This window comes from Streptomyces sp. NPDC104307, assembly GCF_055584045.1.
Map to the genome: position 1 here is coordinate 94,155 of NZ_JBVJMU010000012.1, position 20,362 is coordinate 114,516.

19 protein-coding genes, 1 pseudogene and 1 riboswitch are annotated in these 20,362 nt (G+C 70.5%); of the genes and pseudogenes, 3 read left to right on the forward strand and 17 right to left on the reverse strand.

Annotation, left to right across the window (positions count from 1 at the left end; translation table 11 throughout):
- Positions 1-295: 295 nt before the first annotated feature.
- Positions 296-568, forward strand: coding sequence for a type II toxin-antitoxin system Phd/YefM family antitoxin (locus tag ACZ601_RS26630; RefSeq protein WP_469542396.1), 273 nt, complete (start codon positions 296-298; stop codon positions 566-568).
- The gene (locus tag ACZ601_RS26635; RefSeq protein WP_469542398.1) at positions 565-834 is read left to right on the forward strand and encodes a type II toxin-antitoxin system RelE family toxin; all 270 of its coding nucleotides are present in this window, start codon (positions 565-567) and stop codon (positions 832-834) included. Before ACZ601_RS26630 ends, ACZ601_RS26635 begins: the two co-directional genes overlap by 4 nt.
- 231 nt (positions 835-1,065) lie before the next feature.
- On the opposite strand, the gene ACZ601_RS26640 is transcribed toward ACZ601_RS26635, so the two are convergent.
- From ACZ601_RS26640 to ACZ601_RS26670, 7 genes and pseudogenes are all read right to left on the reverse strand, one after another.
- Positions 1,066-2,037 carry a Ppx/GppA phosphatase family protein gene (locus tag ACZ601_RS26640; protein WP_469542401.1) on the reverse strand — a complete coding sequence of 324 codons (972 nt, stop codon included), beginning with the start codon at positions 2,035-2,037 and terminating at the stop codon, positions 1,066-1,068.
- Positions 2,038-2,139: 102 nt separating this feature from the next.
- Positions 2,140-2,679, reverse strand: a complete 540-nt coding sequence (locus ACZ601_RS26645; protein WP_371772795.1) for a DUF501 domain-containing protein — start codon at positions 2,677-2,679, stop codon at positions 2,140-2,142.
- A gap of 80 nt (positions 2,680-2,759) precedes the next feature.
- Entirely contained in the window at positions 2,760-3,230 is a 471-nt protein-coding gene (locus ACZ601_RS26650; RefSeq protein ID WP_073738483.1) for an FtsB family cell division protein, read from the reverse strand.
- Positions 3,231-3,328: 98 nt separating this feature from the next.
- On the reverse strand, positions 3,329-4,609 hold the full coding sequence (gene eno / locus ACZ601_RS26655; RefSeq protein ID WP_440577539.1) for a phosphopyruvate hydratase: 1,281 nt from the start codon (positions 4,607-4,609) through the stop codon (positions 3,329-3,331).
- 320 nt (positions 4,610-4,929) lie between these two features.
- Positions 4,930-5,676, reverse strand: coding sequence for a transglycosylase family protein (locus ACZ601_RS26660; protein ID WP_469542405.1), 747 nt, complete (start codon positions 5,674-5,676; stop codon positions 4,930-4,932).
- A gap of 4 nt (positions 5,677-5,680) precedes the next feature.
- A riboswitch (cyclic di-AMP (ydaO/yuaA leader) is annotated at positions 5,681-5,852 on the reverse strand.
- Positions 5,853-6,186: 334 nt separating this feature from the next.
- Positions 6,187-7,176, reverse strand: a complete 990-nt coding sequence (locus tag ACZ601_RS26665; RefSeq protein WP_469542408.1) for a transglycosylase family protein — start codon at positions 7,174-7,176, stop codon at positions 6,187-6,189.
- 106 nt (positions 7,177-7,282) lie between these two features.
- Positions 7,283-7,561, reverse strand: a pseudogene (locus tag ACZ601_RS26670) (cytochrome P450); the annotation flags it as partial.
- A gap of 46 nt (positions 7,562-7,607) precedes the next feature.
- On the opposite strand from ACZ601_RS26670, the gene ACZ601_RS26675 reads away from it, so the two are divergent.
- The gene (locus ACZ601_RS26675; RefSeq protein WP_469542411.1) at positions 7,608-8,843 is read left to right on the forward strand and encodes a cytochrome P450 family protein; all 1,236 of its coding nucleotides are present in this window, start codon (positions 7,608-7,610) and stop codon (positions 8,841-8,843) included.
- 47 nt (positions 8,844-8,890) lie between these two features.
- Here the strand turns inward: ACZ601_RS26675 and ACZ601_RS26680 are convergent, their stop codons facing one another.
- From ACZ601_RS26680 to ACZ601_RS26725, 10 genes are all read right to left on the reverse strand, one after another.
- Positions 8,891-9,865, reverse strand: a complete 975-nt coding sequence (locus tag ACZ601_RS26680) for a nucleoside triphosphate pyrophosphohydrolase (protein ID WP_469542414.1) — start codon at positions 9,863-9,865, stop codon at positions 8,891-8,893.
- 31 nt (positions 9,866-9,896) lie between these two features.
- Positions 9,897-10,553 carry a SurA N-terminal domain-containing protein gene (locus ACZ601_RS26685; protein WP_440577544.1) on the reverse strand — a complete coding sequence of 219 codons (657 nt, stop codon included), beginning with the start codon at positions 10,551-10,553 and terminating at the stop codon, positions 9,897-9,899.
- Positions 10,554-10,710: 157 nt separating this feature from the next.
- On the reverse strand, positions 10,711-11,112 hold the full coding sequence (locus ACZ601_RS26690) for a GtrA family protein (protein ID WP_440577545.1): 402 nt from the start codon (positions 11,110-11,112) through the stop codon (positions 10,711-10,713).
- Positions 11,109-12,077 carry a glycosyltransferase family 2 protein gene (locus ACZ601_RS26695; protein WP_469542418.1) on the reverse strand — a complete coding sequence of 323 codons (969 nt, stop codon included), beginning with the start codon at positions 12,075-12,077 and terminating at the stop codon, positions 11,109-11,111. Before ACZ601_RS26695 ends, ACZ601_RS26690 begins: the two co-directional genes overlap by 4 nt.
- Before the next feature lie 160 nt (positions 12,078-12,237).
- The gene (locus ACZ601_RS26700; protein WP_469542420.1) at positions 12,238-13,770 is read right to left on the reverse strand and encodes a serine/threonine-protein kinase; all 1,533 of its coding nucleotides are present in this window, start codon (positions 13,768-13,770) and stop codon (positions 12,238-12,240) included.
- On the reverse strand, positions 13,767-14,438 hold the full coding sequence (locus ACZ601_RS26705) for a hypothetical protein (protein WP_469542423.1): 672 nt from the start codon (positions 14,436-14,438) through the stop codon (positions 13,767-13,769). The genes ACZ601_RS26700 and ACZ601_RS26705 overlap by 4 nt, the downstream gene beginning before the upstream one ends.
- A gap of 158 nt (positions 14,439-14,596) precedes the next feature.
- Positions 14,597-15,676 (reverse strand): NlpC/P60 family protein, encoded by a 1,080-nt coding sequence (locus tag ACZ601_RS26710; RefSeq protein ID WP_469542427.1) that lies wholly within the window; start codon positions 15,674-15,676, stop codon positions 14,597-14,599.
- Between the two features lie 9 nt (positions 15,677-15,685).
- Positions 15,686-16,168, reverse strand: coding sequence for a poly-gamma-glutamate biosynthesis protein PgsC/CapC (locus tag ACZ601_RS26715; protein WP_073738471.1), 483 nt, complete (start codon positions 16,166-16,168; stop codon positions 15,686-15,688).
- On the reverse strand, positions 16,165-17,826 hold the full coding sequence (gene pgsB / locus ACZ601_RS26720; protein WP_469542431.1) for a poly-gamma-glutamate synthase PgsB: 1,662 nt from the start codon (positions 17,824-17,826) through the stop codon (positions 16,165-16,167). Before pgsB ends, ACZ601_RS26715 begins: the two co-directional genes overlap by 4 nt.
- A gap of 6 nt (positions 17,827-17,832) precedes the next feature.
- Complete coding sequence (locus ACZ601_RS26725; RefSeq protein WP_469542433.1) at positions 17,833-20,118, reverse strand: cache domain-containing protein; 2,286 nt, start codon at positions 20,116-20,118, stop codon at positions 17,833-17,835.
- Positions 20,119-20,362 lie beyond the last annotated feature (244 nt).

The following is a 20,362-nucleotide window of genomic DNA, read 5'->3' on the forward strand; positions in this document are numbered from 1 at the left end:
TCCTTGTGAAGAAGTTCACGAACTTCGTCGCGGCGTGTCCCGGAAGGACTCCCCCGGGTGGCCCTGAGCGGCTCAGAGGTGCAGGCAGGAGTGCGTATGAGCAACGTTTGCGCGCCCGCCCGCACGCGGCCTCCCGGGCCTCGCGCGCAGCCCCCAGGAGGCCGCTGAGCGGCGCCGCCCCTCCGGGGCACGCCCACAGGGCCGCACCACACGAGAGGCCGCCCAATCCCGTCGGGCGTGCCTTCGAAATCCAACTCCACCAGCATGTGTACACGACTTTGCGTACACTTCACTCATGGCTGAGAGCACTGTGACTGTACGAGAAGCGCGCGCACACCTGGCGGACCACATCAATCGCGCCGAGGAAGGCACACCCACGGTGATCACCCGCAACGGCATGCCCGTGGCAGCCGTGGTGCCGATCGCGGATTTCAACGCGCTGGAGGAAGCGGCCGACGTGTTGCTGGCCCGGGAGGCCGAGGCGGTCCTGGCCCGCGGAGGCCCGACTGTCACCATGGCCGAGCTGCTGGCAGACCTGTTTACCGAACGCACCGGAAGCGCGGCGTGAAGTACGCGTTCCGGTTCACCACAGCGGCACAGCGCCAGCTTCGCGCCATCGACCGGCCTGCCGCCATGCGAATCCTGGCCGCGCTGACCACACTCGGCGACGATCCGTACCGCGAGGATGCCGACATCAAGAAGCTCACCGGCTTCTCTGACCTCTACCGGCTCCGGGTCGGCAGCTACCGGGTCGCTTACCAGGTAGAAGATGGTGAGCTCATCGTTCTCGCCGTCAAGATCGGCGACCGGCGCGACGTCTACCGCAACATCTGAGGCAGGTGGGACGCACCACCATCTACGCCGCCGTGCCTTGTTCACCCATGCGCCGCAGAAGATGCTGCACCCTCGAATGATCACCACGTGAGCAATCGCGCCCATACCGGAGACTCTCGCATCACGGCCTGCACGATGGGGCAATACAGCTGGCGCATACCCCCGGTCACAGCCGGTCCCCAGTACCGTCAGAGGTACCGGGGACACTGCGCATCAGCTCATCACCGCAGGTCAGTCACTTTTTCGGCCTGCTTCAACGGCTTCTGCCACCTTGTAGGCGATCCCGTCGAGGATGTCGTGCTCGCTGACGACCACCTCGCGGGCCCCGGTCCGCTCCATGACGGCCAGCAGGATCAGCGCCCCGGAGGCGATCACATCGACCCGTCCCGGATGCATCGCGCCGATCGCGGCACGCTCCGCGTGGGTCGAGGACAGCAGCCGCCCGGCGATCTCCCGGACCCGCTCCAGGGAGACCCGGGAGTGGTGGATCGCCGAGGAGTCGTACTCCTCCAGGCCCAGCGCGATCGCGGCCACCGTGGTGACCGTGCCGGCCAGCCCGACGAGCGTGCCCGCCCCGGTGAGCGGGACGGTCTGCCCGGCCAGGTCCAGGGCGGCGGCGACGTCCGCGCGGATCGCGTCGGCCGCGTCCCGCGTGGGCGGGTCGATGACCGCGCCGTCCCGCGAGAGATGGCGCTCGGTCATCCGGACGCAGCCGATGTCCACGGACCGGGCGGCCCGCACCCGGTCGTCGCCGACGACGAACTCGGTCGAGCCGCCGCCGATGTCCACCACGAGATACGGCTTCGCGAGGTCGTCGCGCCCCGCGAGCTCCTTGGTGGCCCCGGCGAAGGAGAACTCCGCCTCCTGGTCACCGCTGATCACCTCGGGCTCGACGCCCAGGATGTCCAGCACCCCCCGGACGAAGTCGTCCCGGTTCTCCGCGTCCCGGGAGGCGGAGGTCGCGACGAAGCGGACCTTCTCCGCACCGTGCTCCGCGATCACCGCCGCGTACTGCCGGCACGCGGCGAACGTCCGCTCCAGCGCCTCGGGAGCGAGCCGCCCGGTCCGGTCGACCCCCTGGCCGAGCCGGACGATCTCCATCCGCCGGTCGAGCTCGGTGAACTCCCCGGTGGCGGGGTCGGCATCCGCCACCAGCAGCCGGATCGAGTTGGTACCGCAGTCAATGGCGGCCACACGCGTCATACCTTCAAGCCTCTCTTCATCAAGCCCCTCTTGATCAAGCCCCTCCGGCGATTGAGGAGCGGGGGTCCGGGGGCGGAGCCCCCGAAGGGCGAGCCTCAGCCCTCAGCCCTCGTCCCCGTCAGCCGCACCGCACGGCGACACGCACGGACCCTTGCGCCACCACTCAGGCAGCATCGCGATCGCCTCGTCCCCCAGCGGATTCACCCCAGGACCCGCCGCCAGCGAGTGCCCCACGAGCACGTGCAGGCACTTCACCCGGTCCGGCATGCCGCCCGCGCTCGGGAAGCCCTCCAGCACCTCGATCGCGTCACGCCGCGCGATGTAGTCCTCGTGCGCGGCCCGGTACGCGGCCGCCAGCTCCGGGTCCGTACCGAGGCGCTCGGTCATCTCCCGCATGACCCCGTTCGCCTCCAGCGTGCCGATCGCGGACGCCGCACGCGGGCACGTCAGGTAGTACGTCGTCGGGAACGGCGTACCGTCCTCCAGCCGGGGCTGCGTCTCGACCACGTCCGGGTTGCCGCACGGACAGCGGTGCGCGATGGCGCGCAGCCCGCGCGGCGGGCGCCCCAGCTGCTGCTGGAACGCGGCGATGTCCGCGTCGGTGGGCGCGGTGGACTCGGTCTGGGGAGGGGGCGTTTCCATGCCTGCCTAGGTTCTGATCGGGCCGCCCGGACCGCGGTGCCGCGGCCGGACGGTGAAATGCGAGATGACGGGAACGCGGGTCAGCCCCGGTCGGCGCTGTCGACGCCGTCCCACAGGTTGGAGTGCCACGGCCGGCCGGACTCGTCCGGCACTCCGTTGCGCTCCTTGACCGCGTCGGGATCGACCACGGTGTAGCTGGTCTCTCCCGGAAGAAGGTAGTGCAGGTGCTCGCGGGCCAGCCGCTTGATGTACGCGTCGTCCTGGAGGCGCGCCTTCTCGTCGCGCAGCTCCTCCGTGCGCGCCTCGGCCTCCTGCGCGAGCCGCTCCTGGTCCGCGATCTCGTCGCGCTGCGACACGTACTGCCGCATCGGGTACGCGAGGGCGACGACCAGGGAGCAGACGACCAGGGCCAGGAAGGCCGCCCGGCCGGTGAGTCGGGAGCGGCGGGCCTGGCGCTTGCTCTGGGACCGGTAGACGCGGGCTGCGGTCTGCTCACCGAGCAGCCTCAGCCGGGTCGCGGTGGAGAACCGGTCCCGGTCCTTCGCGGCCATGTCTCCGCCTCCCCATTACGCACGTCCGTCCCCGCACACGGTACGGGACCGAGTGCAGGGACGGACGGAGGCCGGGTCGCTGGACCCGGTCGGGCTTGTCAGCCCTTGAACCGCGGGAACGCCGAACGGCCCGCGTACACCGCGGCGTCGTCGAGGATCTCCTCGATGCGCAGCAGCTGGTTGTACTTGGCGACGCGGTCCGAGCGGGCCGGGGCGCCGGTCTTGATCTGGCCGCAGTTCACGGCGACCGCGAGGTCGGCGATGGTGACGTCCTCGGTCTCGCCGGAGCGGTGGGACATCATGCACTTGAAGCCGTTGCGCTGGGCCAGCTCGACGGCGTCCAGGGTCTCGGTCAGCGAACCGATCTGGTTGACCTTGACGAGCAGGGCGTTGGCGGAGCCCTCCTCGATGCCGCGGGCCAGGCGCTCCGGGTTGGTGACGAAGAGGTCGTCGCCGACGATCTGCACCTTGGCGCCGATCTTCTCGGTGATGACGTTCCAGCCGGCCCAGTCGTCCTCGTACAGCGGGTCCTCGATGGAGACCAGCGGGTACGCGTCGACGAGCTCCTCGTAGTACTCGGTCATCTCGGCGGCCGAGCGGGACTTGCCCTCGAACTCGTACGTGCCGTCCTTGTAGAACTCGGACGCGGCGACGTCGAGCGCGAGCGCGATGTCCTTGCCGGGGGCGTAACCGGCTTCCTTGATGGCCTCGACGATGAGGTCGAGCGCGGCGCGGTTGGACTCCAGGTTCGGCGCGAAGCCGCCCTCGTCACCGAGACCGGTGGACAGGCCCTTGGTCTTCAGGACCTTCTTCAGCGTGTGGTAGACCTCGGCGCCCCAGCGCAGGGCCTCGGAGAAGGACTCCGCGCCGATCGGGGCGATCATGAACTCCTGGATGTCCACGTTGGAGTCGGCGTGCGACCCACCGTTGAGGATGTTCATCATCGGGACGGGCAGCAGGTGCGCGTTCGGGCCACCGAGGTAGCGGAACAGCGGCAGGTCCGAGGCCTCGGACGCGGCGTGGGCGACGGCGAGCGAGACGCCGAGGATGGCGTTGGCGCCGAGCGAGCCCTTGTTCTCCGTGGCGTCCAGGTCGAACATGGCCTGGTCGATCAGCCGCTGCTCGGTCGCGTCGTAGCCGACGAGCTCCGGGCCGATCTGCTCGATCACGGCGAGGACCGCCTTCTCGACGCCCTTTCCGTGGTAGCGGTTGGGGTCACCGTCGCGAAGCTCAATGGCCTCGAAGGCACCGGTGGAGGCTCCGGACGGAACGGCAGCACGGCCCGTGCTGCCGTCGTCGAGGCCAACCTCGACCTCGACCGTGGGGTTGCCCCGGGAGTCGAGGATTTCCCGGGCTACGACGACGTCGATGGACGGCACGAGGCATCTCCTTCTGGGATATGACGCTGTTTGTGCAGGGTCGCTTTGGCCTTGCGACAAGAGCCTAACCGGCCCGGCCGTCTCAGTCGGCCGCCCGCCCGTCCCCTGGGACGAAATAGGACCCAAGAGCAGTCATAGCGGGACGGAAGACCAGAAATTTACTGGCCGGTAACTACAACAGTTGAACAGTCGGTACGCGATCGCGCGAGCCGCGCCACGCGCCACCGGGCCACCGGACCGGCGACCGACAGACCCCGGCCCGGCACGCGTGGGGGGAAGACGCGAACCGGGCCAGGGAGATCGGCGAGGAGAGTGCCGGACTACTTCACCAGGTGGAGCTGCTGACCCGGGAAGATCATGTCGGCGTCCTGGACGATGTCCTTGTTCAGCTTGAACAGCTGCTGCCAGCCGCCCTTGACGTGGCGGTCGGCCGCGATCTTGCTCAGCGAGTCGCCGGTGACGACCTTGTACTCACCGTCACCCTTCTTGACCTTCTCGCCGGTCGGGGTGGTAACGGTCTTCTTCTGGCCGGCCTCGGGGGCGGTCGAGCGGTCCGAGCGGTTGGTGGCCGGGGCCTCGGTGCGCTCGGCCTTCTTCGGCTCGGCCTGCTGCTTGGGAGCGGACTCCTGCTTGGGAGCGGCCTCCGCCTTGGGGGCGCTGGAGCCGGTGTCGACGCCCGGGTCGACACCGTCGTTGCTCAGGTTGCCGGCACCGGCGCAGGACCAGGCGCCCGGTCCCTGCATGTCGAGGAGCTTCTCGGCGACCGCGATCTGCTGGGCCTTGCTGGCCAGGTCGGCGCGGGCCGCGTACTGCGTACCGCCGGCGGCGGCCCAGCTGGACTGCGAGAACTGCAGACCGCCGTAGTAGCCGTTGCCGGTGTTGATGGACCAGTTGCCGCCGGACTCGCACTGGGCGACCGCGTCCCACGTGGAGACGGAGGCGGCGGAGGCGCCGGTGGCACCCATCAGGGGCACGGCGATGGCGGCACCGGTCACACCGGCGAGCGTGGCGATACGGACGGCCTTGGACGGGCGGCGGTGCTTGTTGCCCTTGCTGTTGAGCAGCATCGAGACTTCTCCTCACCGACGCCTGCGAGGTGAGCTGTCGGGTTCGGGCCAAGTGAGTTGCCCGGTCGCACGTCCTAGCGCACGACTTCACCCCAAGCCGGTCCTGATGCGTCCTGCGACGATCGGGCCCGGCACTTACCTGGGTCCCCCGCTCCTGCCTACGGCGCTTTACGCGTCTGTTCCCTTCGACCGACGGCAGGATTCGGCGTGACGATCGACGGGGCCCGCGGTGCGAGCGGTTCTGACCGTAAACACACCGAACCCCTACATTCAAAGAAGGACATACCGGATAAACAGCTCTTCCGAGCATCGGATTAACACCTGTTTGCGCAGGTCGGAACGGATGCGGGGGGACCTCCCGGACAAGGCGCGCCAGTTCACACGAAGAGACCCATGTCTCACTTAGTCAAAAGTGGGACATAGGCCTCTTAAGTACCCCAGGTGCGAGGTGTCTTCAGCTGTTGATCAGACCGTTTCCACGGTCGCCGCCAGGACGGCCCTGACTGGGTCTCAGCCCGCCTTCACGCCGAGGTCGAGGTCGAGGTGCTGACCGGGCAGGATGAGGTCCGGGTCGGAGCCGACGGTCGCCTTGTTGGCCTCGTACAGCCCGGTCCAGCCGCCGGGCAGCTCCTGCGCGTCCGCGATGGCCCAGAGGTTGTCGCCGGGCCGGACGGTGTACGTGCCGTCGGCGGCCGGCGCGCCCGTGCCGCGTCCGTCCGCATCCCCGCGCGAGGCGTGCCGCCCCGCGTCCCGGCCGTCACCGGCCCGCTCCGGAGCCGGCGCGCCGCGATGCTTGCCGCCCGCCTCAGCGGCCGGGGAGGACCCGTCCGGGGTGCCGGAGGGGTCACCCGCGCCGGAGGAGCCGGACGCCGGGGGCGTGGCGCCCGGGGAGGACGAGGCGTCCGCCTCGCGGTCCTTGCGGTCCTTGCCTGCCGGCTCTGACGTGGCGTCGTCCGATGGGGCCTTCGTGGCATCCCCGGCCGCGTCGTCCGCCGGGTCCGCGCTCTCTGACGGATCGGCAGTCGCGGACGGGTCCGCACTCTCGGCCGGGTCCGCGCTCTGCGTCGGGTCCGCGGACGGGGTGGCGGCCGGATCGACGCCCGGGTCGACACCCGGCAGGGAGCCGTCCGGGGTGAGGCCGGAGATGACGGCGCAACTGGGCCACGCCTTCGGCCCCTGATCGCCCAGCACCTTCTCCGCCACGGCGATCTGCTGCGAGCGGCTGGCGAGGTCCGCGCGCGGGGCGTACGCCTCACCGCCGTAGGACTTCCAGACCTCCTGCGAGAACTGCAGGCCGCCGTAGAAGCCGTTACCGAGGTCGGCGCTCCACATCCCACCGCTCTCGCACTCCGCGACCCGGTCCCAGGTCGACGCGTCGGCGGCGTGCGCGCCGGCCGCGCCGAGCAGCGGGATGGCGATGGCCGAGCCGGTCACGCCTGCGGCGACGATGATCGCGGGTGCCTGACGAGGGCGACGGTGTCTGCCGTTCGCGGAGCCCATGGGAATGCCTTCCGTGTGACTGACAAGGTGACTGGTGAGTCGAACGGTGAACCTAGCGGGACTCGAACGTGTGTCACAAGTCGATGCAGCGGAGATCACGCCGAAGTCACAGAGTTGACAGAGTGTCACCTTCCTTGCCGGTGGCCCCGGGGGTGAACTCGACCGGAAGCGTCCGCAGTCCGCGCATGATGAGCCCGCCGCGCCAGCGCAAATCGGCAGCTTCCCCCGCAAGTCGCAGATCCGGAAGGCGTTTCAGCAACGTGGCGAGCGCGGCCTGCCCCTCCAGCCGGGCGAGCGGTGCTCCCAGGCAGTAATGGATGCCGTGCCCGTAGCCGAGGTGCTGGTTGTCACGCCGCGAGAGGTCCAGCGTGTCGGGAGCGCGGAACGAGGACGGAGGCGGCTCGCCGGCAGGCGCCCGATACCGTCGTCATGTGAACCACATCCCGTCGCCCGAGCTCTTCACCTGGGAGTTCGCCACCGACCCCTACCCCGCCTACGCCTGGCTGAGAGACCACAGCCCCGTACACCGGACGACATTGCCCAGCGGCGTCGAGGCGTGGCTCATCACCCGGTACGCGGACGCACGTCAGGCCCTCGCCGACAGCCGCCTGTCGAAGAACCCGGCGCACCACGCGGAGGACGCCCGGGGGAAGAGCAAGACCGGCATCCCCGGCGAGCGCAGCGCCAACCTCATGACGCATCTGCTGAACATCGACCCGCCCGACCACACCCGGCTGCGCCGGCTGGTGTCCAAGGCCTTCACGCCCCGGACGATCGCCACATTCGGGCCCCGTGTGCAGGAGCTGGCGGATCGGCTCATCGACGATTTCGCGGAGAAGGGGGAGGCCGACCTGATCCATGACTTCGCCTTCCCGCTCCCCATCTACGCCATTTGCGATCTGCTCGGCGTACCGGAGGAGGACCAGGACGACTTCCGAGACTGGGCAGGCATGATGATCCGGCACGGCGGCGGCCCGCGGGGCGGGGTCGCACGGTCCGTGAAGAAGATCCGGGCCTACCTTGCCGAGCTGATCCACCGGAAGCGGGAGGACCCCGGTGACGACCTGATCTCCGGTCTGATCCGGGCGAGCGACCACGGCGAGCACCTCACCGAGAACGAGGCCGCCGCGATGTGTTTCGTGATCCTCTTCGCGGGTTTCGAGACGACCATCAACCTGATCGGCAACAGCGCCCACGCGTTCTTTCGCAACCCGTCGCAGCGTGCTGTCTTCCAGAGTGCTGTCCAGCAGGGCGACGACCGACTCCTGGACACCGCCATCGAGGAGCTGTTGCGTTTCGACGGCCCGGTGGAACTGGCCACCTGGCGCTACGCCACGGAAGCCCTGGAAATCGGTGGCGAGCAGATCGGTGAGGGTGATCCCGTGCTCGTGGTCCTCGCGGCGGCCGACCGCGATCCTGCCCGGTTCGCGGAGCCGGACACGCTCGACCTCTCCCGGCGGGACAACCAGCACTTGGGGTACGGCCACGGCATCCACTACTGCCTGGGCGCTCCACTGGCGCGGCTGGAAGGCCGCACGGCACTGGAGACGCTGTTCCGGCGTCTGCCGGACCTTCAGCTCGCTGTGAACCCCGCCGATCTACGGTGGCGGGGCGGCCTCATCATGCGTGGTCTGCGGACCCTCCCGGTGGCGTTCACGCCGCGTTGACGTCGGTTCGCGCCCCGGCTCCGCGACCGCGCCCGCCCGGACGAACGTCAGCCGAGGCCCTCCGCCGCCCTGATGGCGTCGCGGTAGGCGCGGCCCGCCGCGCGCAGGGCGGCCTCCGGGTCGGTGCCGTCCTCCTGGGCGCGGACGGCCAGGGCGAGGAGCCGGTAGCCGAGGTCGTCGCCCTCGCCGTCGCCCCCGGGGAGCGGTACGTCGAGGCCGGCGGTGGCGGCGCGGCCGGCCAGCTTCGCGGCGAGGGCGAGGGCAGGCTGGCCGAGGGGGACGCCGTCGGTGACGGACTCGCGCTGCTTCTCGATGGCCTTGGTCCGCAGCCAGTGCGCGTGGACGTCCTGTGGGGTCTCGGCGGTCTCGTCGCCGAAGACGTGCGGGTGGCGGTGGATCAGTTTCTCGACGAGCGTGGCGGCGACGTCGTCCACGGAGAACGGCTCCTGCTCGTCCTCCTCCGCGATGCGCGCGTGGAAGACGACCTGGAGCAGTACGTCACCGAGCTCCTCGCGCAGTTCCTCGCGGTTGCCGTCCTCGATCGCCTCGACGAGCTCGTACGCCTCCTCGATGGCGTACTTGGCGAGGCCCTTGTGGGTCTTCTGCGAGGTCCAGGGGCACTCGATCCTGATCCGGTCCATGACCTGGACGAGATCGAGGAGGCGGGCACCCGGCAGATCGTAGGAACCGGGCAGCAGCTCCAGGTCCGGCATCCGCACCCGCCCGGAACCTGCCAGCCTCGCCAGCCCGTCGGTCAGCGGCTGGTTGCCCTCGCCCCCGGTGAGGACGACCGCGGTCCGGCCCCCGGCGCAGGAGGCGACGAGCTCCTCGGCGTCGGGCACCGCCGGTTCGACGGTGATGCCCGCCTCGCGCAGATACGGCAGCTGCGGCTGGCCGGGCTCCCCGCAGAGCACCCGGTCCGCGGCGTGCAGCGTCTGCCAGGCGGGCCAGGACAGCAGTCCGGGGGCGACGCGGTGGCTGGCGGTGAGCAGGACGATACGGCCGGGGTCTTCAGCGTTCACGCTGCGAATCTACCCGGCCGCCCGGCCGCTGCTACGCCCCGGCCTCCGCCGGTGCCCGGTCGGGCTTGGTCACCTGGTTGATCCAGGGGGCCTTGTAGTCCGCGAGCTGGATCTGCTTGTTGTCCCAGCTGCCGTAGCGCGGGTTGACGTCGACCTTGAGGGCCTTGGAGGCCTTCGTCAGCGCGTCGCCGAGGGCCTTCGTACCGGCGGGAGTCGACGGGTCCGCGCCGAGTGCCTGGGAGAGCTTGGTCAGCTGGATCTGCTCGCGCAGGAAGGAATCGATCTGGCCCGGGGAGATCCAGCGTTCCTGGAGCACCGCGGCCCGCAGCCCCGTCTCCCCCTTGTACTGGGCGACGGCCGACTGGCGCATCTGCTGGATCTCGGCGCGGCTGACGGTGACCCCGGCGTCCGCGGAGGCCCGGTCCAGGACCCGGTCCAGGATGATCCCGTGCAGCTTGGCGCGGACGAGCTGGCCGGACTGGTCGGCGGCCTGGGCCGCCTGCTTCGAGGTGCCCTGCGCGTCGCGCACGTCCGCCACCTGGGCCTGCACGGTGGACACCGCGATCCGGTCGCCGCCCACGACGGCTGCCGCGCCGGGGTGGGCCTGGCTGCCGCAGGCGGAGAGGAGCGGCGCTGCGACGAGGGTCACGGCGGAAACGGTGAGCGCGGTGCGACGGCGGCGGTGCAAAGGAGCCTCCCGAGGAGATTGTGCGGCGGTGCACAAGGCCTTGCGATGATCGATGTTAGGCATGGGAACCGGTCCCGGCCACTGATTCGGCTGATTCGACCAACGATTCGGGAGGAGTTGGGGATGTGGGCTCCCCGGGGCCCGGTCGGCGCACCGGTCAGCGGGCCGGTACGGAGGGTTTCCGGGGTGCTTCCGGCCGCAGCATGATCGTGCGCGAGACCACGAAGGTGATCGGGACGGCGGCCGCCGCCGCGACCAGCGGGGCGTACCGGCTGCTGAATCCGGCCAGGTCGACGAGCAGGTAGACGCCGCCGGTCGTGATGACGAAGTTGGCGGCGTTGGTGAGCGGGAAGAGCAGGAACTTCCGCCAGGTGGGCCGGGTCCGGTAGGTGAACCAGCAGTTGAGGAGGAACGAACCGGCCATGCTGAGCGCGAAGGCGCCCACGTGCGCGGCTATGTAGGGCAGCCGGGTGAGCAGGGCGAGGTAGCAGCCGTAGTAGGTGCCGGTGTTCACGACGCCCACCAGGGCGAAGCGGACCAGCTGGGCCTTGACCGTCATCGGCGTACGAACTCCAGGGGTTCCGGCTCCGCTGCCGGGCCGAGGGCAGCGGTGTTGGTGGACTGCACCAGGTAGTGCGGGCGGCGCTTCACCTCGTAGTAGATCCGGCCGACGTACTCCCCGACCACCCCGACCATCACCATCTGGACCCCGGCGAGGGCGGTGACGGCGACGAGGAGGGTGACGTATCCGGGGGTGTCGATGCCCTTCACCAGGGCGACGCCGACGATCCACCCGGAGTAGACGAGGGCGAGGGAGAGCAGCAGCAGGCCGAGGTAGAGCGCGGCGCGCAGCGGCTTGTTGTTGAACGAGAGGAGTCCGTCGAGTCCGTAGTTGAGCAGTTTCCCGAAGGTCCAGGCGGACCGGCCCTCCTCGCGGACGGCGTTCTCGTAGCTGAACGTCGTGGTGGGGAAGCCGACCCAGGCGAAGAGGCCCTTGGAGAAGCGGTTGTACTCGGTGAGTTCGAGTACGGCGTCGGCGGCCCGCCGGGAGAGCAGCCGGAAGTCCCCTACTCCGTCGACGAGTTCGACGTCGACGAGCCGGTTGATGAGCCAGTAGTAGGCGCGTGCGGTGAGGGTGCGGGTGACGCGGTCGCCCTTGCGGGTGCGCCGGGCGATGACCTGGTCGTAGCCGTGCGCGTGTTCCTCCAGCATGCGGCCGACGAGTTCCGGCGGGTGCTGGAGGTCGGCGTCCATGATGACGACGGCGTCGCCCTCGGCGTGCCGGAGGCCGGCCAGCATGGCGGCCTCCTTGCCGAAGTTGCGGCTGAAGGAGACGTAGCGGGCCCGTGGGTCGGCGGCGGCCAGCTGCCGCAGGATGGGCAGGGTCCGGTCCGCGCTCCCGTCGTCCACGTACACGAGCTGGAACTCATGACCCAGCCGGGTCATCTCGTCCGTCACGCGTTCATGGAAGCGTTCGAGTATGTCTTGCTCGTTGAAGCAGGGCACCACCAGCGAGATCAGCACCCATGCAGATCAGCCGGTCAATGTGTCGGGCGCGGATGCCGGGTGTGGCCCGGGGGCGGACATTGGGTGAACTGGTCGGCGGAGCCCAGGATTCGGCTGTCCCGGCCGTTCCGTGGAACGAGGTGCTCAGCCGCCCCGGCCGTTCCGCGGAACGAGGTCCTCAGCCGCCCCGGACCTTGCGGCGGCGGTCCAGCTGGCGGCGCAGTTCGGCGGGGAGCGGGTGGTTCGGGCCGTATCTGCGCTCGGTGTCGTAGAGCAGCGACTGGAGTCCGCCGATGGCCGCCGCGTGGTCCCCGAGCGCGAGCAGGAGGTGGCCGATGCGGTGGCGGATCTCGTAGGAGCGGGCCGGGTCGTCGCCCGTGGCGTAGCGGTTCTCGTAGTACGGGAGGACGGCGCGGTACTCCGCGAGCGCGGCGGCGGGCTCGCCCAGTTGCTCCAGGCACTGCGCGGTGTCCTGGCGGAACTGGAGGGTCTGCGGGTCGGCGGGGCCGGCCTCCGCGGCGCGGTCGTCCGCGAGGCGGCGCAGTTCGGGCAGGGCGCGGCGGTACTGGCCGTCGTCCATCAGGGTCGCGGCGTACTGCTTGCGCAGGATGCGGACGACCGGGGAGCTCTCGCCGTGCTGTTCCGCGGCGGCCGGGAGGATGCCGCCGAGCAGGTCGACGGCCTGGGTAATGCGGCCTTCGCCGAGGAGTTTCTTGACCTCGTCGACGGCGGCGGCGACATCGGGCCGTGCGGGCACCGGAGCGGGGGCGGCGGCGGGCGGGGTGGTGGCGCGGTCCGGCCACGGGGCGTGCGGGCGCAGGAAGGGGCGGGTCGGGTCGAGCGGCCCACCGGGCAGTCCGCCGCCCCGGACGGGGAGCAGTGGGGCGAGGCTCTCGTAGACGTCCTGGACGCCGGACGGGCGGTGCTGCGGGTCCTTGGCGAGCAGCCGGAGCACGAGCGCTTCGAGTGCCTCGGGGATGTCGGGCCGGAGCCGGCGGACGGGGACGGGCGCTTCGTAGAGGTGGCGGTGGAGCACGCCCAGTGCGGTGGAGCCGGCGAACGGCACGTCGCCGGTGAGGAGTTCGTGGAGCAGGACGCCGAGTGCGTACAGGTCGGTGTAGGGGCCGACGGCGCCGCCCATCGCCTGCTCGGGGGCCATGTAGGCCGGGGAGCCGATGGGTGTGCCGGTGTGGGTGAGGCGGGTGGTGTCGGTGTCCAGGACGGAGGCGACCCCGAGGTCCAGGACGAGGACGGTGCCTTCGGGGCGCACCATCACGTTGCGGGGCTTGAGGTCGCGGTGGACGATCGGCACCGCGTGTACGGCGCTCAGGGCGGCGCAGAGCTGGGCGGCGACGGCGACGGCCCACTGCCAGGGGTACGGGGTGTGTTCGGCGAGATGGTCGGCGAGGTCGGCGCCCTCGACGTAACTCATGACGAGGAAGAGCTCGTCGCCGTCGCTGCCCGCGTCGTGGACGGTGACCAGGCCGGGGTGGTCGACCTGGGCGGTGACCCGGCACTCGCGGACGAAGCGGCTGCGCAGTTCGGCGGCCGCCTCGCTGCCCATGGGCCCGGTGACCCGGTCCGGGCGCAGCAGCTTGACGGCGACCCGGCGGTCCAGTCGCTGGTCGTAGGCCGTCCAGACCTGGCCCATGCCGCCCTGGCCGAGGATGGCCGCCAGCTCGTACCGCCCGCCGATGACGCGACCGCTCACCGGCCTTCCTCCTTGCGGAGGTAGTCGCTCAGCTCGTCGAGTTCGGCCCGGACCTGGTCGATGCGCTGGGGCTGCGGGTGGGACTGCGGGTGGGACTGCTGCGGGTACGGGGTGTGCGGCGCGGACGGGGTGTGCGGAGCGGCCGGGGTGTGCGGCGGGGTCTGCTGCTGCACGTACTGCTGTTGCGTGAGGGGCTGTTGCGGGAAGGTCTGCTGCTGGTGCGGGGGGTGCGGGGCGGGGCCCGGGTTGCCGGTCACCGGGGTGGTGGTCGCGTACGCGTACCCGGGCGTCGGCGGCACGTATCCGCCCATGGCGTGCTGCTTCGCCGCGTGCGGCCCGTAGTGGCGGATGTCCGCGACGAGGTAGTAGACGGGAGCGGCCACCATGCCCGCGAACAGCAGGGGTATGAGGACGAAGTCGATGCCGTGGGCGTCGTGCTCGTCCCGGCCGAGGACCAACAGGATCGCGAAGACCGCCGCGAACGCGCCGACGGTCAGCCACCAGTCGAAGGCCCTGCGGCGCACGAACGCCAGCCGGAGCAGCGGGGCCCAGAGCAGTATCCCGATGGAGAACACCGAGAGCGCGCAGAACAGCACCCGCATCGACACGATCCAGGCCCGCCCCGGGACTCTGGGCGGAACGCTCTGCGGATAACCCGGCGCGTACATGGCTGCTCCTGGACACCTGGTGGTGGAAGGTCCGCGCACACGGGCGTACGCGCAGCTCCGAGGGTAGAGGGCGGCACCGGCCGGTGGACCGGGGATATGCGGAACCGTTGTGGTTCCGCACACCCCGCGTCCGCTTCCGGACACCGTCAGGCAGTGTCCTAGAGCCGCTTCGCGCTGCGCAGGGTCGCCGCGTAGTAGCCGTTGCCGTCGAGGCGTGAGGTGCCGCCCTTGTCGCCGATGGTCGGGCCGTTCACTTCCTCCCGGCTGGAGACGAAGATCAGGTGGCCGTCCGAGTCGTGGCCCATGTACATGCCGATGTGGTCCAGCCGCTGTCCGGTGCGCTGGTCGAGCTTGAAGAAGACCAGGTCGCCCGGTTGCAGCACGTCGATCGAGGTGGGCCGGTCCGCGGCCGAGATGCCCTTGAGCGGGATGACGTCGGCGCCGAGCTTGGAGCGGGCGATGCCGTTGGCGGTGCGGGGCAGTCCGTCGCCCTGGCCGTCGAGGGGGGCGAGCGGGTAGCGGGCGCGGTAGCCGAAGATCGTCCGCATGAAGCCCGAGCAGTCGATGGACCGGTAGCGGGCCTTGTCGGGCTGGCGGGTGACGCCGTTGCGGAAGGTGTACGGGATGCCCAGGTAGTCGAAGAAGTCCGACTGCTCCAGGCGCAGGTCGTTGCCCTCGCTGCCGACCGGGTTGATCGGTCCGAACTGGGCGTCACCGGCGTAGGGGACGCCCTCGTCGTCCTTCTTGAGGGGCGCGCCCTCGACGTACTGGAAGGCGAAGGCGAACAGGTCGTCCTCCTCGCTGCCGAAGGAGGTCTTGAACCAGTCCTTGAACCACTGCTGCTTCTCGGAGCCCTTCTTCCACTTCTCCGGCATCAGCCGCACCCAGTTCTCCGTGACCACCCGGGACTTGGTGTTGGTGGGCTCGGCGAAGGTGCGGGAGGGGCCGGTGAGTGTGGCGGTGCGGGCGTGGTCGGTGAAGGTGGCGAGGACCTTGCCGCCGGCGTCGCGCAGGACCGAGCGGGCGGGGGCGTTCAGCCGTTCCCAGGTCTCCTTCCCGGACTTCAGCGCGGCTCCCGCCGGCTTGTCCGTGATGGCCTGGACGGCGGGCGCCTTGGCCTGTTCGTCCTTGCGGAGCTCGACGGTGAAGTACGCGCTGGCGGCGAGCAGGGCGACCACCGTGACGCCGTGCAGGATCTGGCGGGGGCGCTTGGACTGCTTGGTACGGGGAGCGGTCATGAGATCACCTCAGGCAGACGGGAGGGCGCCGAGCAGGATGCCGGCGGTCAGGACGACGTAGGCGAGCAGCGAGACCGAGCCGGTGGCCAGCAGCGTCGCGCCCTTCGGCTGGCGGACCAGCTGGTAGGCGATGAGACCCGGGACGATGAAGCCGAGGGTCTGGTTGGCGTACATCAGGGGGAACTCCACCTGGAGCACGATCATCACGGTCGCCTGGAGGATGACCCCGGTCAGCACCACCGCGGAGAACAGCCGCTTCCCGTAGAGGATGACGACCTTCTGGAGCAGCAGCACGGACACGTAGGTGAGGACGGTGACGCCGACCACCATGGCCGCGCGCTGGAGGTCCTCGACGAGGGTCAGCGCCAGCCAGCCGGGGGTGATCATGCCGCCGGGCGAGAGGTTGGTCGTCAGGTAGCAGACCAGGGAGAACATCAGGCCGAGTGCGATGCCGATGGCGGCGATCTCGGGCGTCAGGACGGTGGGGATCAACGGGGGTCTCCTGCGCTGTGCTGCCGGCTCTGCTGGTCTGGGTCCTGCGGTGGGTACGGGGCCGGGGGCTGCTGCCCGTCCGGATGCTGCTCCCCGTGCCGGTGGTTCTGCTGGTGCTGCGGGTCCGGGTGCACGGCGGGCTCGAACATGCCGCGCGGCCGGGCTCGGGCCGGTACGCGAGCCATTGCCTGTGTCTGTTCTACTGCCGGTTCCGGTTCCGGTTCCGGTGCCGGTGCCGGGGTCTGGACCGTGGGGTGCGGCTGGTAGCGGGTCTCGTACGCCTCCGGGTAGGGCGCGTACGGGTCCAGGTGCGGCCGGTACTGCTGGAGCGGCAACGTCTCGTCGTGGCGGACGTGCTGCGGGGCGGGCGGCTCCGGCCGTTCGTCCGGGGTCTCCCGCGTCCACTCCTGCGGGGTCTCGCCGGGCTGCTCGTGGCCGGTCTCGCCGGACTGCTCGTCCGGGGTCTCGTCGGGGGTCTCGTCGGGCGGCAGTTCGCTGAGGTGCTCCAGCAGCAGTTCGCCCTGGCCGTGGATGTTGCCGATGGCGATCAGCGAGGAGTCGGGCCCGAGGCCGCCGAGCAGCTCGCGCATGAACTCCTCGGGGTCGCGCCGGTCGCCGCCCAGGTCCACCGCGCGGCCGCGCCACTCGGCGGGGATCGCGTCGATGGCGCTCTTGGCCGGGTGGCCGATGACGAAGACCTTGTCGGGCTGGAGATCGGGGATGATCTCACCCATCTGGCCGTTGCGCTCGACCCGGTCGGGGCGGCAGTTGATGACGACGTTCAGCGGGCGGTGCACGGCGCCCAGGTCCAGCAGCTGGTTGACGTTCATCAGCGTGGACTCGGGGTCGTTGGCCGCGAAGACGTTGGCGAACCGCAGCTTCTTGCCGTCCGGCGTCACATAGCGCTCGACGGAGAGGACGCCCGGGTCCGGCGGCGCGTCGTACATGCCCTGGAGCGCGGTCTCGCGCTCCACGCCGAGGAGTTCCGCGACCTTCAGCGCGATGGCCACGTTCTCCTTGAACGTGAACCAGCTGAAGCCGCGCAGCTCCGCGTCGCTCACGGTCTCGGGGTCGGCGTAGATCAGCTCGCAGTCGCGGGCGTCGGCCTCCTCCTGGAGGATCGCGAACCGGTCGACCTCTGCGGTGACGCAGATGCCGCCCTCCGGCATCGAGCGGCAGAGCGAGCGCGCCACGTCGTCCAGGGTCGGGCCCATCTCGGCCAGGTGGTCCTCGCGGACGTTGCAGAGCACGCCGATCGTGGAGCGGATCAGCTTGGACTGGTTGATCTCCTGGAGCGCCGGCATCACCGCCATGCACTCGATGACCAGCGCCTGCGGGTCGTACGAGGCGGCGCGGCGCACGATGCCGATCTGCTCGACGACGTTGGCCAGCCCGAACTTGCGGTAGACGGGCTCCTCGGTGGCGTCCGGGTGGATGAACCGGGCCGCCGTACCGGTGGTCTTGGCGACGGTCACCAGATCGCCGCCACGCAGTGCGCCGGCGCAGAGCCGGGTGATGGAGGACTTACCGCGAATGCCGTTCACCAGGACCCGGGCGGGTATGCGCTCCAGGTTGATGAAGTGGCGTCGCTGCTCGACGATGCCCGCTATGAGCAGGATCGCGCAGCACACCACCAGCACGGTGTAAAGGAACAGCACGGCCGGTCAGGTCCTTTCGGCGTAGGTCGCGGGCGCCGTCGGCGCGGGTTCGCGCTTCTGCTGCGCCGGGAGCTGCTGGCGTACCAGCTCCAGGGAGCGGGTGACGGCGCCGACCTCGTCGTGGTGGCGCGGATAGAGGACGGTGCGCCGGTCGCCGCCGGCGAGCGCCTCCGCCTGGTCGGCGAGGGCGCGCAGCGGGCGTACGACGACGATGTGCAGCCAGCCCAGGCAGGCGATGGCCGCGGCCATCCCCAGCAGCCCGGCCAGGACCGTGAGGTTCTGCCTGCGGTATTCGGGGATGGCGAGGGAGCTCGCGGGCTGCCGGCTGACCACGGTCCAGCCGAGGCTCTTGGCCGCCCCGCCGCCGGCGAAGGGCGCGGCCGCGGCGATCTGCACCTTGCCGCCGTCGCGGTACAGGATGCCGCTGGGGTGCATGCTCACGCCGGTCTTCTGGTTGGTGCCGGCGACGAGCGTGCGCAGCCGTTCGCCGGGCAGCTCCTGGAAGGCGCGGTAGCCGGTGTTGCCGCCGATGATCCGCTGCTTGTCGTCGACGATGCTGACCTGGCCGAGGCCGGGCCGCTTGAGCAGTCCGTTGATGAACTCGATGCGGAACTCGCCGACGACGCTGGCGCCGTCGCGGCCGGGTATTCCGGCGTCAGCGACGACGACGGGCTTCTTGCCGGAGTCGTTGAGCACCTGGATCGGGCCGCCCTCCGCGGCCTTGCCGACCGGCTGGTGCGGGGTGTCCCCGGCGTGCGCGACGACCTTTCCGGTCGCGTCGACGACGTACAGGGACTGGTAGCGGTCGTGCTCCAGGCGGGTGCGTTCCAGGACGGTGCGCATGTCGGCGGGCGAGGTGTCCGCGCCGATCAGGGTGGCTACGGAGAGCAGGTCGGCCTGGCCTTCGTTGAGGGCCCGGCGTACCCGGTCGGTGAGGGTGTCGGTGCGCTCGCGCTGGTCGTTGACGAGCTGCTGGGGGACGACGGCGGTGGCGTCGGCCCGGTTGAGGAGCAGCAGCATCGGGGCGCACCAGGCGAGTACGAGGACGCCGCAGACGACGAGCAGTCCCCGGGTGCCGACCCGGCCGCGACGGGGCGGCTCGGTGGACCGGGGCTCACCGAGCAGCTGGCGGCGCAGCCGTTCCAGGGAGCGCCCGATCCGGGCGGCCTCGCCGTACGAGGGGGCGCTGACGGGCCGGGTGAGGTCGCCCCGGGTCAGCCGCCGGCTCTCCAGGAAGAGCCGGATCAGCGGCCGTTGGACGGTGCCCAGGAGCAGTGCGACGGCGAGCGCGCCGACGAGGACCAGGGCGCCCGCGGCGACCAGGCCGAAGAGGGGGCCGGCGACGGCGGTGGGGTTCTCGGCCACCGGGACCATGGCGACGACGCTGAGGCCGAGGCCGGTGGCGATGGTGGGCTCGCCGGGCTGGGGGCCGGCGAGCGAGGCGTATCCGGCGACGTTCCGGTCGCCCGCGTGCACGCTGCCGAGCAGGCTGCCGCTGACGCCGGGGAAGCCGCCGGAGCCGGGCTCCTTGGCGGAGAGGGGGTGCTTGCGGACCTTGACGGAGGCGGTCTTCGCGAAGCTTTTCAGCTGCTTGTTCGCGCGTTCGGCGTCGGCGCGCTGGGTGTCGGTGAGCAGCTGCTCGGGCTGCGGGATGCCGTCGCTGGAGAGGATGGCGGCGTCCCCGTCGATGACGGCGATGGAGCGGAACTGGCCGAGGCTGATGCCGGGGAACCGCAGGTTGCTGGAGGCGACCAGGAGCTGTTGCGGGGTGCCGGGCCAGGAGAGCAGGGCGAAGGAGAGCAGCCGGGTCTCGCCGTTGGCGAGCCGCACCATGCGGGGGCCGAGCGCGTCCTTGCCGCTGAGCTCGGAGGTGTCGATCGCGGTGAGGGGGACGTTCTCGCCTCGGGCGGCGAGCAGCTTGCCGGAGGAGATCTCGACGACCGCGGTGCCGGTCCACTTCTGGTAGACGCTGCTGATCTTGTCGAGGACGGCGTCGGGCGAGACCGGGTCCGCGGCGTTGAACAGTCCGGCGGTCCGCCCCAGGTCGGTGAAGCTCTCGTCGATGGAGGCGCGCAGCGCGATGGCGCCGTCCTCCGCGAACTGCTGCTGGGAGGTGAGCACCGCTTCGGGGATCCGGTCCTGCACCGTGCGGCCGAGGCCGAGCGCGGTGATTCCGGCCAGCGCGAGCAACAGGGCCGAGAGGACCGCGATGGGCGGCCGTATACCACCCAGCAGCGACATATCGGCCCGGCGGCGGACCTTGTGTCGCCGCTTCACAGGCGAGGCGGCCATGGTGGATCCCTTCTGGAACTTCTTGCGGTTCTGGTGCTGGTGCTTCGGCGCCGCAGGGGCTGTCGACACTGCGGGGCGGACGGGACTTCCGTTGTGATCTCGGCTCGATACGGAAGTTCCGGGACTTCTGCTTCTCTCAGGAGGATTCAGGGCTTCGGTGTATGCGGACACACCCGAAGAATCGAACGTCTACGCGGAAGATCATGACTCGTTCGTATTCCGAACGGTTGTAGCGAAAGGAGTG